Below are 14,116 nucleotides of genomic sequence, written 5' to 3'. Positions count from 1 at the left end.
GAACGTCGGCGCGCCCGAAACCGGTTCGGCCGGGTGGCGGGCGCGCGCGTCGTGCGGGGCGAATTGGACGTCCGATAACCGATATCCCGGGGTCGTTGCGCAGGCTAACGTAGTGGGAGTGGACGATCCGCGCTCGATACCGGGAGAGGCCGCCGGAGCCGGCGGCGGCGCGATCGGCACCCCGCCCGGCCGAGCCCCGGCCGGCCGTGATCTGGGGATCACCTTCGGGGTCGGGGCGTACTTCATCTGGGGCCTGTTCCCGGCGTTCTTCGGACTGCTGGCCTTCGCGAGCCCGGTCGAGGTGCTCGCCGAACGCATTCTCTGGACCCTGGTGGTCGCGCTCGCGCTGCTGCTGGTGGCCGGGCGCATCCGGGAACTGCGGCGGATCGACGCGCGCACCTGGCGGCTGGCCGCGGCGGCGTCGCTGGCGCTGTCGGTCAACTGGGGCGTGTACGTCTACGGCGTGATCTCCGAGCAGGTGGTGCAGTGCGCGCTCGGGTACTTCATCAATCCGCTGGTGACGGTGGCGTTCGGCGTGCTGATCTTCCGTGAGCGGCTGCGCCGGCCGCAGTGGATCGCGCTGACCCTGGGTGCGATCGCGGTGGTGGTGCTGACCGTCGACTACGGCCGCCCGCCCTGGATCGCGCTCGTACTGGCCTGCTCCTTCGCGGTGTACGGGCTGGTCAAGAAGGTGATCAGGCTCGACGCGCTGCCCGGTCTGGCCGCCGAGGGGCTCGCCGCCGCGCCGTTCGCGCTCATCGCGGTGGTCGTGCTCGCACTGACCGGGAGCGCCACCTTCGGCTCCTCGGGGGCGCATACCGCCCTGCTCATGGTCACCGGCCCGGTCACGCTGATCCCGCTGCTGCTGTTCGCGTTGGCCGCGCCCCGGGTTCCCTTGTCCACCATGGGAATTCTGCAATATCTGACGCCCGCGCTGCAGCTGAGCTGGGGCGTGTTCGTCGGGCACGAGCCGATGCCGGCCTCGCGCTGGGCGGGGTTCGCGCTGATCTGGGTCGCGCTGGGCATCTTCACCGTGGACGCGCTGCGGCGGGCGCGGCGGCCCGCGGTCGTCGCGGCCTGAGGGATTCGCCCGGTCGGCGCCGCCGTTATTTTCCGGGGCTTGTCTGAAATGGGGCCGACTCAGTATGTTCCCGGCGAGACGGCAGGCCCCGCCGTCCGGAAAGGAAACTCCCCATGCGCACTCGCTATCGTGCCGGAATCCTCGCCAGCGCCATCCTGTTCGCCCCGCTCGCCGCCGCGGCCACCGCCGCCGCCGTGCCCCTGACCCCGGCGCCCGCCCCCGCCGACCAGGTCGCCCAGGTCTGCACCATGCAGTACCCGGCCAGCCTGTGGTGCCAGCTGGGCAGCCTGTCCGCCGACGCGGGCTCGGGCCAGAAGTAGCGCGTTCCCGCCGCCCGGCCCGCCCGCTCCGCTATGACCGTTGTCACCGGGGGGTTGGCGGGCCGGTGCTTTTCTGGATAACTTCGAAGGCGTGGCGATGCTCCTGTCGGCCGACTTGTACCGGTCCAGGGTCGGGATCGCCACGAGCACAGGAGTTTTCCCATCACCATCCAGTTCAACCACACCATTGTCGCCAGTGAGAACAATCGTGAATCGGCCGAATTCTGGGCCGATATCCTCGGTCTGACGGTGGGCGCGGAGTGGGGTCCGTTCATCGCTCTAGAAGTCGAGAACGGCGTCACCTTCGATTTCGCCACCGTGCCGCCGGATCTGCCGGGCGGCGTTCACCCCACGCACTACGCCTTCCTCGTCTCCGAGGAGGAATTCGACGCGGCCTACGCGAAGATTCGTGAGCGCGAGCTCACCTATTGGGCGGATCCGCGGCAGCAGGGCGTGAACGAGATCAATCACAACGACGGCGGCCGGGGGATCTACTTCACCGATCCCAGCGGCCACTACCTGGAGCTGATCACCGTTCCGTACGGTGGCTGGCCCGCGCGGTAGTTCGCCGGCCTCGTACCCGCCGGACCGGCGGGTACGAGGCGTCCGCGCTAGGACGCGACAGCCGTGCCCAGCGATTGCGCGCCCAGGAATTTCGGCGCGTACTTCTCGTAGAAGCGATCCAGCTCCCGAATCTCGAAACCGGCGTCCTCCAGCATGATTCGCACGTCGCGATTCAGATTGCAGCCGCCGAACAGCGTCTTCTGCACCGGATTCAGCCGCTGCTGCCACCGCTGGACGCCGGGATCCGGCGCCAAGCCGTGCTCGGCGAAATGCAGGGTGCCGCCCGGGGCCAGCACCCGCCGGACCTCGACCAGCGCCGCCGCCACATCGGGGATCGTGCACAGCGTCCAGGTGGTCAGCGCGGAGTCGAAACTGTTGTCCGCGAACGGAAGTGACTGCCCGTCCAACCCCGAACGTTCGACCGGCACGCTCGAGCGCGCCACCCGCCCCGCCGCCATCGCCCAGCCCCGGTCGGCGGGCTCGACCGCGCTCACCGACTTCACCGCCGCCGGATAGAACGGCACGTTGCGGCCCGAACCGAACCCGATCTCGACCACGCGGCCGTGCAGCCCCGCGCACGCCTTCTCCCGCACCGGGTCCAGCATCGACGATCCGCAGGTCTTGTCGATGATGTGCGGCAGCACCCGTTCCTCGTAGATTCCCACCCCACCACTGTCCTGCCGAATCGGCGCGCGCGCCAGCCACCGAACCCGGCGGCACTCGGCCTCCACCCGCCGCACCGCCGCTGCGGGCCCGGCACGATCCCGGTAGGCCGGGGATACGGAGGCGCCGTGGACCCCGGCACGTGCGACCACGAGCAGTACGGCGGACGTACCGCCGGTCCTCGGCATGCGGGTGGTTGGGACTGTTCGTCGGCGCGCTGGTGGGGACCGACGGCGAATGTGGTCGGGGCGGGACCTGGTACGGGCGTGGGTCAGCGCGTGACCGGGAAGCGGGTCGCGAGCCACTCGGTCAGGTAGGTGAGTACCCGCGGGTCCACGGTGGTCTCGATGGTGGCGTACTCGCTCGGCAGGCCGGTCTCGGTGGGTTGCATCAGGTGATTGAGACCGGGGAACGTGTGCACGGTGGCGTCGGGGTTCGCCGTGAGCAGCGCGCGCATGGGCGGTTCGCTCTGGGCGGGCGGAACCTGCAGGTCCCGGCCGCCGAACAGGGCGAGCACGGGGGTGCGCAGGCCGGCCAGCGCCGGGGCGGGATCGTAGGCCACCAGGGCCGCGAAGTAGGGGCTGAGCTGGGCGTCGATGTCCTGCGGGGTCGCGCGCTGATCGGCGGGCAAGGCGTCGTTGCGTTCGCGGGCGTACCGGCGGGCCGCGTCCAGGTCGCCGGAACGCAGCAGGTCGTTCAGGGTCGCGAGGGTCGCGATCTCGGCGTCGATCCGCTCGGGCGGTGCGCCCTCGGCGGCCATGATGAGCCGGGTCTGCTCCAGGACCACGTCCGCGCCCGGCACCGCGGGCCCGGCGAGGGTGATCGTGAACGCCACGCCACTGTCCGGGCGCGCCGCGACCAGGGGTGCGAGGTAGCCGCCTTCGCTGTGGCCCAGCAGGCCCAGGCGGGCCCCGTCGATGTCTGCGCGGCTGCGCAGGTAGGTCAGGCCCGCGACGACATCGTCGGCCAGATTCGGGTAGCCGGACTCGTTCAGGTCGCCGCCGGTGCCGCCGACGCCGCGATCGTCGACGCGCAGGACGGCGTATCCGGCGCGGGTGAGGGCATCGGCGATGACCAGAAAAGGCTTGTGCCCCAGCAGTTCCTCGTCACGGTTCTGCGGGCCGCTGCCGGTGATCAACAGGACGGCGGGATGCGGGCCGCCGTCCCGCGGGAGGGTGAGCGTGCCCGCGACGGTGATGGCGTCGCTGCGATAGGTGACGTCCTCGGATCGGTACGGCCACGGCGGTTTCGGTTCCTGCGAACGCGCCGGGGTGGTGCCGGCGCCCTGCCCGCTGTCACCGGTGGCGGGTGTGGGCGCGGGGCTTTCCGAACCGGAGCAGCCCGAGATCACCAGGCCGGTTGCCAGCAGCAGGGCCGGTAGCAGCGATCGCAGCGCGCGCATGGGTTCAGCGTACGCACGGCGCCCGGCGATAACGGCCGGATAACCGCTCGGGCATGCGAAATAACCTCTGGGGCAACGGCAGTAACGCTCGGGCGCACGTCATTGCCCGGGGTGGGCCGCGGTTCTACCGTGAAACAGGTGAGCACCGCTGCTTCCTCCCCGGTCCCGGCCGAGCCGTCCACCTCGGTGGGCGGGTATTCGGCTCCCGAGTTCGCGCCGCTGGTGCGGGCCTTCGCCCGGCGGATGGGTGATCGCCCGGGTGCGGGGGCGAGCCTGGCGGTGCATCGGCACGGGGTACCGCTGGTCGAGGTGTGGACGGGGGAGGCCGCGCCCGGGGTGGCGTGGACCGCGAACACCGGGTCGGTGGTGTTCTCCGCGACCAAGGGCATCGCGGCCACGGTGATCCATCGGCTGGCCGATCGCGGGCTGCTCGACTACGACGCGCCCGTCGCCGCCTACTGGCCGGAGTTCGGCGCCGCCGGTAAGGATCGAATCACGGTGCGGCAGTTGCTGTCCCACCGTGCCGGGTTGTCGGGGCTGCCCGACATCGCGCGCGGCCTCGACGACGTCATGGACCACCGGTTGATGGAACGGCAGCTCGCCGCCGCGAAACCCGATCACCTGCTGGGGATTCCGACCTACCACGCGCTGACCTTCGGCTGGCTGCTCGCGGGCCTGGCACGGGCGATCACCGGTCGCGGGATGGGGGAGCTGTTCCGGACCGAGATCGCCGAGCCGCTGGGCACCGACGGCATCCACCTCGGCCGGCCGGGGCCGGACAGTGCGACGACTACCGCTGTGCTGCACGGGAATCGGCTCGCGCCGGTGGGCAGCACCTACGCGTCACTGGTGCTCGGGCGGGCCTACGGGGTCCCGGGCGCGGCGGGGGCGGCCGCGCGGGCGTTGTTCCTGCCCGGCCTGGAAGCCTTCGTCGACGGCGATGATCCGCCCATCAATCACACCGAACTGCCCGCGGGCAACGGCATCTGCACGGCCTCGGGTCTGGCCACGCTCTACGGCGCGCTGGCGTGCGGCGGCATGTCGAACGGTCACCGCTTCCTGACCCCGCGCACGATGCAGGCCGTGCGGCGCATCGAGTCCTACCGGCTCGACCACGCGCTGTTCTACATTCCGATGCTCTGGCACATGGGGTACCACTCGCTGCCCGTGCCCGGCGCCCGCACCGGCTTCGGGCACATCGGGCTCGGTGGTTCCTTCGGCTGGGCCGATCCGAGCTCGGGCGTGTCGATCGGCTTCGTCCACAACCGCCTGGCCCTGCCCGCGCTGGCCGCCGATCAGCTGGCCGCGGGCTGGGTGCTGCCCCTGACGATGCGCGGCGCCCGTTCGGCCCGCCGCGCTCCCGCCCGCCCCGCCGGCCGCGCGGCCTGACCCCGCCGCCTACTGCGAGTCGACCGCCAGCAGCCCGAACCGGTTGACGCTGGCATGGTTGTGCCCGTCGGCGCTGGTGATCACGACCTCGGTGGGGTTGGTCAGCCCGATGGCGCAGAAGCTGTCCCCGTCCCGCTGAATGCTGATGGACAGCAGCCGCTTTCCCGCGCTCTCCTGCCACTCCCGCATGCTCTCGTACAACCCCCGCATGGAAGTGCTCTCGAAGTACACGAGATTCTGCTTGTTGGTCTCCGACATGATCAAGCTCCCATCACCGTCCCACGGGGCGATGACGCCCCACACCCGTGATACCCCGCCCCATCGAACCCACGCCACCCGTTCCGCCGCTCTCGATTCAATGACCACTGCCGCGAAGGGTCTCGCGTTGCCGCAGCGGAATCCCGATGGCCCCGCGCGCGGTGAATCACGGAGCCCGTCAGCGCATCCCGTCCACGCCCAGTCGCGGGCAATAGTGGTGGATGGCGCCTGCGAGCTCGTAGACCGAGACCGGGAGGGTGACCGCCGAGATGGAGACCGAGCCGTGGCCGAGACCGCGGTTTCCGCGGCTGAGGATGCGTGTGGGCAGCGAGGACCGGGACAGATAGGCGTCGGGGTCGCGCAGGGTGATGTTCAAGAAGCGTTGCCCCTGTACCCGGCCCACGTGAAGTCGTTCGATTTCGGGCCAGGTGACCGTGCCGAGGCGGTGATGGGTCAGTCCTCGGTCGGTGAGGACGAGTTCCGGAGCTCGGCGGAACAGTTGCCGTACAGCGCCGATCAGAGACCCACCGAAGAACAGCACCGTGACCATGCCGAGAGTGGCCGTCAGTGGTTCTTCGATGGTCACCAGCGCCGCGCCCAGCGCGACGAAGATGACGCAGCCGAGGGCGAGCGCGATGGTGCGCGTCTTCGACGAGTGATAGACGGTTCTGCTACTCGCACCCGACATGAGCGACCCCTCCCGGCTCGAGGCATCGGACGACGGTGTCCGGCGCAATCCGTCTGCCTCACTTCGAATCTACGGACCTGGAGTCCGGAGAGCCCCGGAATTGCGCGACGATCCGCCCGTGCCCGGCCGCACGGCTCCACGGGATGCGGCGATTAATTTTGGTCGCTGGAGGCGTCTGTGGTGGTGAACCGGTGGGACGAGCGAAGGAGAAGTCGTGGCACAGGACGCGTGGGCGCTGGTGCGCGGGGAGCGGGCGGCGCTGGTGCGGGACCTGGCGGCGGTGAGCGACGACCGCTGGGACGTCCCGTCGCTGTGCCCGGGCTGGACCGTGCACGACGTGGCGGCGCATCTGGTCGATACCGCGCGGACCACGCGGCTCGGGTTCGTGTGGGGGCTGGTGCGCGCCCGGTTCGACTTCGACGCCCAGAACGCGCGGGGGATCGAGCGGCACCGCGGGGCCACGCCCGCGGAGACACTGGCTGCGATGCGGGCCGTGGTCTCGCGCACCACGACCCCGCCCGCGCCCCTGGACACGCGACTGGTCGAGGAGGTGGTGCACGGGGAAGACATCCGGCGGCCGCTCGGTATCAAGCACGAGTACGCGGGAGAGGCGGTGGCGCGGGCGCTGCGGCTGCAGGCCAAGACATCCCGATCCTTCGGCGGCGCAAAGGAATTGGTGGCGCGGGTGAGCGTCGTCGCCACCGACGCCGACCTGCGCCTGGGCGCGGGGCCGGAGGTGCGCGGCACCGTCCTCGCCCTGCTGCTGGCCCTGTCCGGACGCCGCGACGCACTCGCCGAACTGGACGGCCCGGGGGTCGAGCCGCTGGCCGCCGCCCTCTGAACCGCGTTCGGGCCGCCCGCGCTGGGCATCCCGGGCAACGGATTGTCATCATGTGCGCATGAGTCACCGTCTCGAGCTGCGCAGCGCCGACCTCCACGAAGTCCTGTCCTACCTCGGCTCGGAGCCGCGCGGCGAGGGGGCGGCGCGGCTGCTCGGCACGATGCGCGAGACAGCCGCAGGTCGCCAGCGCGGCCTGGAGGAACGCGGAACCGCCTGGGCCCTGGCGATTCCCGCCGCGCTCGACCAGCTCGTGGCGGGCCGTCCCGAAGGCGCCGGGGAGTCGGCGGCCGCGGCCTACGTGACCGCCCTGCAGATCGTCGTCGCCGGTCTCGGCTCCGAACCCGACACGGTCGGCGAGTATACCGACGCCCGCGCGCACTTCGCGGAGCTGGACGCGGAGCTCGACCGCGTCGGCGTCCCCGCCGAGCTGCGCCCGACCCGGTTCCTCTTCGCCGAATTCCCCTTCCCGCTGCCGGATTCGGCCTCCGGTCCCGCCCTCGGCCACCTCCCGCTGGTCGACGCCGCCGAGATCATCGACGCCTACCGGGCCGCGCTCGACCACGTGCACCCGCCGCACGCCGACACCCTGGCCGCCCTCACCGCCGCGCTCGAGTACCACCACGAGGAATGGGACGCCCTCCGCGAGGAACACGAGGACGCGGACGACCAATACATCTTCTTCTCGATCACCTGACGGAAACTGGAAGGGTGCAACTTCCGGTCGGTGCGGTGATCTGCGCGTTCGTCGCGGCGCTGTTGTTCGCGGTGTCGGCGGTCGCGCAGCAGCGGGCCGCGGCGGCGGTGCCCCAGGGCGCCGGGCTGTTGCGCTCGCTCGCGCGCAATCCGCGCTGGTGGGCCGGGATCATCGGGGACGGTGGGGGATTCGCGTTCCAGGTCGCGGCCCTGGCCCTGGGTTCGGTGCTGGTGGTCCAGCCGATCCTGGTCACCTCCCTGGTCTTCGCGCTGCCGCTGGCGCAGCGCTTCGGGGCCGTGCGCGTCACCCCGCTCATGTGGACCAACGCGCTGGCGCTCACCGTCGCGCTCGCGGTCTTCCTGGTCGTGGGCGACCCGGCGGAGGGGATCTCCGACGCGCCGACCCGGCAGTGGGCGGCACCGCTCGGGGTGATCCTCGGGCTCGTTCTCGCGGCCGTGCTCGCCGCCCGCGCGGTGCGATCCCCGGCGTGGCGTTCGCTGCTGTACGGCACCGCCGGCGGCACCCTCGTCGGAGTCTCGGCGGCGCTCACCGCCCACGTGACCGAAGTGTTCGAGCACAGCGTGACCACCGCCCTGACCGGCTGGCAGCTCTACCTGCTGGTCGCCACGGGCCTGGCCGGCGTCTACCTCCAGCAGCTCGGCTACCAGGCCGGATCCCTGGCCGCCTGCCTGCCCGCGTTCACTGTCGCCGAACCCATCGTCGCCGCGTTCCTCGGCTTCACCGTTCTCGAGGAGCGGCTGCGCAGCGGTCCGCTCGGCACCGTTTTCGTGATCGCGGCCGTCGCGGTGATGTGCGTGTCGGCCGTCGCGCTCTCGCGTGCCCAGGCCGCCGACGCCGAATCCGCGATGCCCGCGCCGCCCGCGCAGTGACCTCGAGCACGACACGCGAGCGCGAAACGCCGTAGGCCCAAGTCGGCTCCGCGTGGCTTCGAAAGCAGTCGGTGGGGGCGCTTAGTATGTCTGCGTGTCAGCCTCGGGATCATTCGTCCATCTCCACAACCACACCGAGTACTCGATGCTCGACGGCGCGGCGAAGATCACGCCTCTGTTCAAGGAGGCCAAACGGCTGGGCATGACGGCCGTGGGCATGAGCGACCACGGCAACATGTACGGCGCCTCGGAGTTCTACAACTCCGCCAAGAAGCAGGGCATCAAGCCGATCATCGGCATCGAGGCATACATCGCGCCCGAGTCCCGCTTCAACACCAAGCGCGTGCAGTGGGGCGATCCGTCGCAGAAGAGCGACGACGTCTCCGGCTCGGGCGCCTACACCCACATGACCATGGTCGCGGAGAACGCGCAGGGCCTGAAGAACCTGTTCAAGCTCTCCAGCCTCGCCTCCCTCGAAGGCCAGCTCGGCAAGTGGGCGCGCATGGACGCCGACATCATCGCCGAACACGCCGCCGGCATCATCGCCACCACCGGCTGCCCGTCCGGCGAGGTGCAGACCCGCCTGCGCCTGGGCCAGGAGCGCGAAGCCCTCGAGGCCGCCGCGAAGTGGCAGGAGATCTTCGGCCCGGAGAACTTCTTCCTCGAGGTCATGGACCACGGCCTGTCCATCGAGCGCCGCGTGCGCGAGGGCCTGATCATGGTCGGCAAGCAGCTCGGCATCCCGCCGCTGGCCACCAACGACTGCCACTACGTGCACGAGTCCGACGCGACCAATCACGAAGCGCTGCTGTGCATCCAGACCGGCAAGACCCTGGCCGACCCCACCCGCTTCAAGTTCGACGGCTCGGGCTACTACCTCAAGTCCGCCGAGGAGATGCGCGCGATCTGGGACGAGGAGGTCCCCGGCGCCTGCGACAACACGGTTCTCATCGGTGAGCGCGTGCAGTCCTACGAGGACGTCTGGGCGCACCGCGACCGCATGCCGATCTTCCCGGTCCCCGAGGGCGAGACCCAGGCCAGCTGGCTGCGGCACGAGGTCATGAAGGGCCTGGACCGCCGCTTCCCGAACGGCCCGAAGCAGGAATACCTCTCGCGCGCCGACTTCGAACTCGACGTGATCATCGAGATGGGCTTCCCCGCCTACTTCCTCATCACCGCCGACCTCATCACCTACGCCCGCTCGGTCGGCATCAACGTCGGCCCGGGCCGTGGTTCGGCCGCCGGTTCGCTGGTCGCCTACGCCATGGGCATCACCAATATCGACCCGATCCCGCACGGGCTGCTCTTCGAGCGCTTCCTCAACCCCGAGCGCGTGTCGATGCCCGATATCGATATCGACTTCGACGATCGCCGCCGCGGTGAGATGGTCCGCTACGCCACCGAGAAGTGGGGCAGCGACCGCGTCGCCCAGGTCATCACCTTCGGTACCATCAAAACCAAAGCCGCGCTGAAGGATTCGGCGCGCGTGCTGTTCGGTCAGCCCGGTTTCGCCATCGCCGACCAGATCTCCAAGGCGCTGCCGCCGCCGATCATGGCCAAGGACATTCCGGTCGCGGGCATCATGGATCCCGAGCACGAGCGGTACAAAGAGGCCGCCGAGGTCCGCGAGCTCATCAACACCAATCCGGACGTCAACAAGATCTACGAGACCGCGCGCGGGCTCGAGGGCCTGATCCGCAACGCGGGCGTGCACGCCTGCGCGGTCATCATGTCGTCCGAACCGCTCATCGACGCCATCCCGATGTGGAAGCGCGCGCAGGACGGCGCGATCATCACCGGCTGGGACTACCCGTCGTGCGAGGCCATCGGCCTGCTGAAGATGGACTTCCTGGGCCTGCGCAACCTCACCGTCATCGGTGACGCGCTGACCAACATCAAGAACAACCGCGGCATCGAACTCGACCTGGACACCCTGCCCCTGGAAGACGCCGCGACCTACGAGCTGCTCGCGCGCGGTGACACCCTCGGTGTCTTCCAGCTCGACGGCGGCGCGATGCGAGACCTGCTGCGCCGCATGATCCCCACCGGCTTCGACGACATCGTCGCCGTGCTCGCGCTCTACCGCCCGGGCCCGATGGGCATGAACGCGCACAACGACTACGCCGACCGCAAGAACGGGCGGCAAGAGGTCAAGCCCATTCACCCGGAGCTCGAGGAGCCCCTGAAGGACATCCTGCGTGATACCTACGGCCTGATCGTGTATCAGGAGCAGATCATGCAGATCGCGCAGAAGGTCGCCGGGTACTCCCTCGGCCGAGCCGACATTCTGCGCCGCGCCATGGGTAAGAAGAAGGCCGAGATCCTGGAAGCCGAATTCGTCGGCTTCGAGGAGGGCATGCTGTCCAACGGCTTCTCCAAGCCCGCCATCAAGGCGCTGTGGGACACGATTCTTCCGTTCGCCGGCTACGCGTTCAACAAGTCGCACGCCGCCGGCTACGGCCTGGTGTCGTTCTGGACCGCCTACCTCAAGGCCAACTACCCGGCCGAGTACATGGCCGGTCTGCTCACCTCGGTCGGTGACGACAAGGACAAGGCCGCGATCTACCTCTCGGACTGCCGCCGCCTCGGCATCCAGGTGCTGCCGCCGGACGTCAACGAGTCCGAGATCGAGTTCGCCTCGGTCGGGCACGACATCCGCTTCGGCATGGGCGCGGTCCGCAACGTCGGCGCGAACGTGGTCTCCTCGATCATCGCCGCGCGCAAGGAGAAGTCGAAGTTCACCGACTTCTCGGACTACCTGAACAAGGTCGACGCCACCGCCTGCTCCAAGAAGGTCATCGAATCCCTCATCAAGGCGGGCGCTTTCGACTCGCTCGGGCATCCGCGCAAGGGTCTGCTGCTCATCCACTCCGACGCGGTGGACGCGGTCATGTCCACCAAGAAGGCCGAGGCCATCGGCCAGTTCGACCTGTTCGGCGGGATGGACGACGACGACTCCATGGCGAGCGTGTTCAACGTGAAGGTTCCCGACGAGGAATGGGAGACCAAGCACAAGCTCGCCCTGGAACGAGAGATGCTGGGCCTGTACGTGTCCGGGCATCCGCTCAACGGCGTCGAGCACGTGCTCGCGGCCCAGTCGGATACGAACATCCCGACGATTCTGAGCGGTGAGATCAAGGACGGCCACCAGGTCACCATCGGCGGCATCTTCGCCAGCGTCACCCGCCGCGTGAACAAGAACGGCCTGGCCTGGGCCTCGGCTCAGCTCGAGGACCTCTCCGGTGGTATCGAGGTGCTGTTCTTCCCGCAGTCGTACTCGGTGTACGGCATGGATGTCACCGAGGACGCCATCGTCCTGGTCAAGGCCCGCGTCTCCGCGCGCGACGACCGCATCTCCCTGATAGCGAACGACCTTGTGGTGCCGGACCTTTCCCACGTCGGCGTGGACAAGCCCATGTCGGTCACGATCCCGACCCGCCTGTGCACCCCCGACAAGATCAGCGCCCTGAAGCGCGTCCTGATCAGCCATCCGGGCACCGCCGATGTCCACATCCGGCACGTCGGCTCCCGCGAGCGCACCACCGTCCTCAAGGTCGCGGACAACCTGCGCGTCTCCCCGTCCTCGGCCCTGATGGGCGACCTCAAGGCGCTGCTCGGCCCGGGCTGCCTCGCGGGCTAGCGACTCCGCTCGCGCACGAGCGCGGCTGCCCGGGGGCATGCCGCGCTCATGCGCGCGTCGTTCACCGAAAGCGCCTGTGCTACAACCAGGTCGGGTCGCCGAACACCGCGCCGCTGTCGTCCACTTCGGCGGATTTGGCGTAGAGGTAGGTGTACTGGCGGATCGTCACGGGCCCGGTGCAGGCGTTCACGACGATGTGGAAGTCGCGGATCATGATGGTGCCCATGACGCCCGGCGCGAGGTCCTTCTCCGCGATCGGGATCTCCTTCACCTCGCCGGGGGTGAGGTTGATCGTCGCCAGGGGGCCGGGGTCGACCGAGAAGGTCGGGTTGTCGGGGTTGAGCCCGAGCGGCTCGGCGGAGGTGACGCCCAGCGTGCCGATGCCGATGGCCACCGCGCAGCCGACGTGGTAGCCGGTCTTGAGGACGCCGCCCGCCATGCCGTCGATGCGCCCGTACGCGGCCGAGTTGACGAGCGACTCCCGGGTCGTGCCCATCTGGTTCAGGGGTGCGATGCGGTTGATGACCTCATCGCGATTTCCCACGGTGAAACTGCCGAACGGCGACTCGTAGGTCCGTTCGTGCGGCGCCATGGTGATGATCTCGGCCGGTGCGGGCGGGGCCAGGCAGATGGCCGCGCCGACTGTCAGCGCGAACATTCCTAACGGTTTCATCCGCATGCGGCTCACGGTAATAGAGAAACCGCATCATGCCCGCTCTGGACACGTACCGAACGGTTGCTTTTCTGTGAACGTCCGGGGTGAAAGGTGCCCGGGCCGACCTCAGCGCGAGGTGCGATCGGCGGGCCGTGCCGCGCCGGCGATCCAGCGCAGGGCCAGAACGGTCGCGCCCGCCAGCACGGCGGTCTGCGCGGTACCGGTGATGAGCAGCAGCAGTAGCGCGACGACCAGACCCAGGCCCAGGGCCTCGAGCTTGAACACGGGCCACGCCGAGCCCGCGATATCCACGGTCGCGCCCTGTGCGCGGGTGCGCCGCTCCCGAGTCGGGTGAACCACTGCCATCTCTTCAGGGTAACGAAGAAGAAAAGTTCGGTCCAGCGAACTTTTCTGTCGGGAACAACACAGCGATCGAGTTCGTTGGCATGTTCCATGCCACTCACAGGAGAGTACGAACCGAGTCCGACGGCCTGGGCGCGCGAACAGGCCGAGAAGTACGAGGCATCGAACGGCGCCGAGGGCGCCACCCTGCAGGGCAGGCCCATCATCCTGCTCACCACCCGCGGCGCGAAATCCGGCAAGCTCCGCAAGACGCCGCTGATGCGGGTGGAACACGACGGCGAGTACGCGGTCGTGGCCTCCCTGGGCGGTGCGCCCAAGCATCCCGTCTGGTACTGGAACATCAAGGCCGACCCGCACGTCGATCTGCGGGACGGCGCGGTGGTCAAGGACTACACCGCGCGCGAGGTGACCGGCGCCGAGCGCGAGGAATGGTGGAAGCGCGCGGCGGCGGTGTGGCCGGATTACGACAACTACACCAAGAAGACCGATCGGGTGATTCCGGTCTTCGTGCTCACGCCCCGCGACTGACCCCACCGGATTCCGTCGTCGATCGGCCCGTACCCCACCGCGGTGGCCCTCGACGATGCGGCTGCGGGCCGCCACGACCTGGGATGCCTGCTGGCGCACCAGCATCGCCTGCGCGATCTCGGGCGCGTACGCGAGGTGGG

General features: G+C 69.5%; 15 protein-coding genes and 1 pseudogene. 9 read left to right on the top strand and 7 right to left on the bottom strand.

Annotation, left to right across the window (positions count from 1 at the left end; genetic code table 11):
- Nucleotides 1-172 precede the first annotated feature (172 nt).
- The 3 genes from rarD (at nucleotide 173) to ACWDOP_RS34815 (ending at nucleotide 1,965) form a co-directional block, all read left to right on the top strand.
- Nucleotides 173-1,081, top strand: coding sequence for an EamA family transporter RarD (gene rarD / locus ACWDOP_RS34825; RefSeq protein ID WP_456348495.1), 909 nt, complete (start codon nucleotides 173-175; stop codon nucleotides 1,079-1,081).
- A 113-nt stretch (nucleotides 1,082-1,194) separates the two neighbouring features.
- Nucleotides 1,195-1,401 (top strand): hypothetical protein, encoded by a 207-nt coding sequence (locus tag ACWDOP_RS34820; protein WP_454203713.1) that lies wholly within the window; start codon nucleotides 1,195-1,197, stop codon nucleotides 1,399-1,401.
- Between the two features lie 162 nt (nucleotides 1,402-1,563).
- The gene (locus tag ACWDOP_RS34815) at nucleotides 1,564-1,965 is read left to right on the top strand and encodes a VOC family protein (RefSeq protein WP_454203904.1); all 402 of its coding nucleotides are present in this window, start codon (nucleotides 1,564-1,566) and stop codon (nucleotides 1,963-1,965) included.
- Nucleotides 1,966-2,012: 47 nt separating this feature from the next.
- Here ACWDOP_RS34815 and ACWDOP_RS34810 read toward each other — a convergent pair whose 3' ends face one another.
- Nucleotides 2,013-2,630: a class I SAM-dependent methyltransferase gene (locus tag ACWDOP_RS34810; RefSeq protein ID WP_456348472.1), complete on the bottom strand. Its 618-nt coding sequence runs from the start codon at nucleotides 2,628-2,630 to the stop codon at nucleotides 2,013-2,015.
- A 269-nt stretch (nucleotides 2,631-2,899) separates the two neighbouring features.
- Entirely contained in the window at nucleotides 2,900-4,030 is a 1,131-nt protein-coding gene (locus ACWDOP_RS34805; protein WP_456348471.1) for an alpha/beta hydrolase family protein, read from the bottom strand.
- Between the two features lie 138 nt (nucleotides 4,031-4,168).
- On the opposite strand from ACWDOP_RS34805, the gene ACWDOP_RS34800 reads away from it, so the two are divergent.
- A complete protein-coding gene (locus ACWDOP_RS34800; RefSeq protein ID WP_456348470.1) occupies nucleotides 4,169-5,419 on the top strand; it encodes a serine hydrolase domain-containing protein in 1,251 nt (416 codons plus the stop codon).
- Nucleotides 5,420-5,428: 9 nt separating this feature from the next.
- Here the strand turns inward: ACWDOP_RS34800 and ACWDOP_RS34795 are convergent, their stop codons facing one another.
- Nucleotides 5,429-5,677 (bottom strand): hypothetical protein, encoded by a 249-nt coding sequence (locus ACWDOP_RS34795; RefSeq protein WP_456348469.1) that lies wholly within the window; start codon nucleotides 5,675-5,677, stop codon nucleotides 5,429-5,431.
- A 178-nt stretch (nucleotides 5,678-5,855) separates the two neighbouring features.
- The gene (locus ACWDOP_RS34790) at nucleotides 5,856-6,365 is read right to left on the bottom strand and encodes an STM3941 family protein (RefSeq protein ID WP_456348468.1); all 510 of its coding nucleotides are present in this window, start codon (nucleotides 6,363-6,365) and stop codon (nucleotides 5,856-5,858) included.
- A 214-nt stretch (nucleotides 6,366-6,579) separates the two neighbouring features.
- Between ACWDOP_RS34790 and ACWDOP_RS34785 the strand changes: the two genes are divergently transcribed.
- From ACWDOP_RS34785 to dnaE, 4 genes are all read left to right on the top strand, one after another.
- Nucleotides 6,580-7,206, top strand: coding sequence for a maleylpyruvate isomerase family mycothiol-dependent enzyme (locus ACWDOP_RS34785; RefSeq protein WP_456348467.1), 627 nt, complete (start codon nucleotides 6,580-6,582; stop codon nucleotides 7,204-7,206).
- 58 nt (nucleotides 7,207-7,264) lie between these two features.
- A complete protein-coding gene (locus ACWDOP_RS34780; RefSeq protein ID WP_456348466.1) occupies nucleotides 7,265-7,900 on the top strand; it encodes a DUF7691 family protein in 636 nt (211 codons plus the stop codon).
- Nucleotides 7,901-7,914: 14 nt separating this feature from the next.
- Nucleotides 7,915-8,790 (top strand): DMT family transporter, encoded by an 876-nt coding sequence (locus tag ACWDOP_RS34775; protein ID WP_456348465.1) that lies wholly within the window; start codon nucleotides 7,915-7,917, stop codon nucleotides 8,788-8,790.
- 94 nt (nucleotides 8,791-8,884) lie between these two features.
- A complete protein-coding gene (gene dnaE, locus ACWDOP_RS34770) occupies nucleotides 8,885-12,430 on the top strand; it encodes a DNA polymerase III subunit alpha (RefSeq protein WP_456348464.1) in 3,546 nt (1,181 codons plus the stop codon).
- Nucleotides 12,431-12,509: 79 nt separating this feature from the next.
- Here the strand turns inward: dnaE and ACWDOP_RS34765 are convergent, their stop codons facing one another.
- Nucleotides 12,510-13,109, bottom strand: a complete 600-nt coding sequence (locus tag ACWDOP_RS34765; RefSeq protein WP_456348463.1) for an MspA family porin — start codon at nucleotides 13,107-13,109, stop codon at nucleotides 12,510-12,512.
- 102 nt (nucleotides 13,110-13,211) lie between these two features.
- Nucleotides 13,212-13,451 carry a hypothetical protein gene (locus ACWDOP_RS34760; protein WP_456348494.1) on the bottom strand — a complete coding sequence of 80 codons (240 nt, stop codon included), beginning with the start codon at nucleotides 13,449-13,451 and terminating at the stop codon, nucleotides 13,212-13,214.
- 87 nt (nucleotides 13,452-13,538) lie between these two features.
- Here ACWDOP_RS34760 and ACWDOP_RS34755 point away from each other — a divergent pair, with 87 nt between their 5' ends.
- On the top strand, nucleotides 13,539-13,976 hold the full coding sequence (locus tag ACWDOP_RS34755) for a nitroreductase family deazaflavin-dependent oxidoreductase (RefSeq protein WP_456348462.1): 438 nt from the start codon (nucleotides 13,539-13,541) through the stop codon (nucleotides 13,974-13,976).
- 30 nt (nucleotides 13,977-14,006) lie between these two features.
- Here the strand turns inward: ACWDOP_RS34755 and ACWDOP_RS34750 are convergent.
- Nucleotides 14,007-14,116, bottom strand: a pseudogene (locus tag ACWDOP_RS34750) (SPFH domain-containing protein); the annotation flags it as partial.

The sequence above is a fragment of the Nocardia sp. NPDC003693 genome (assembly GCF_053981095.1).
This window is presented reverse-complemented; position numbering and strand designations above follow the sequence as displayed.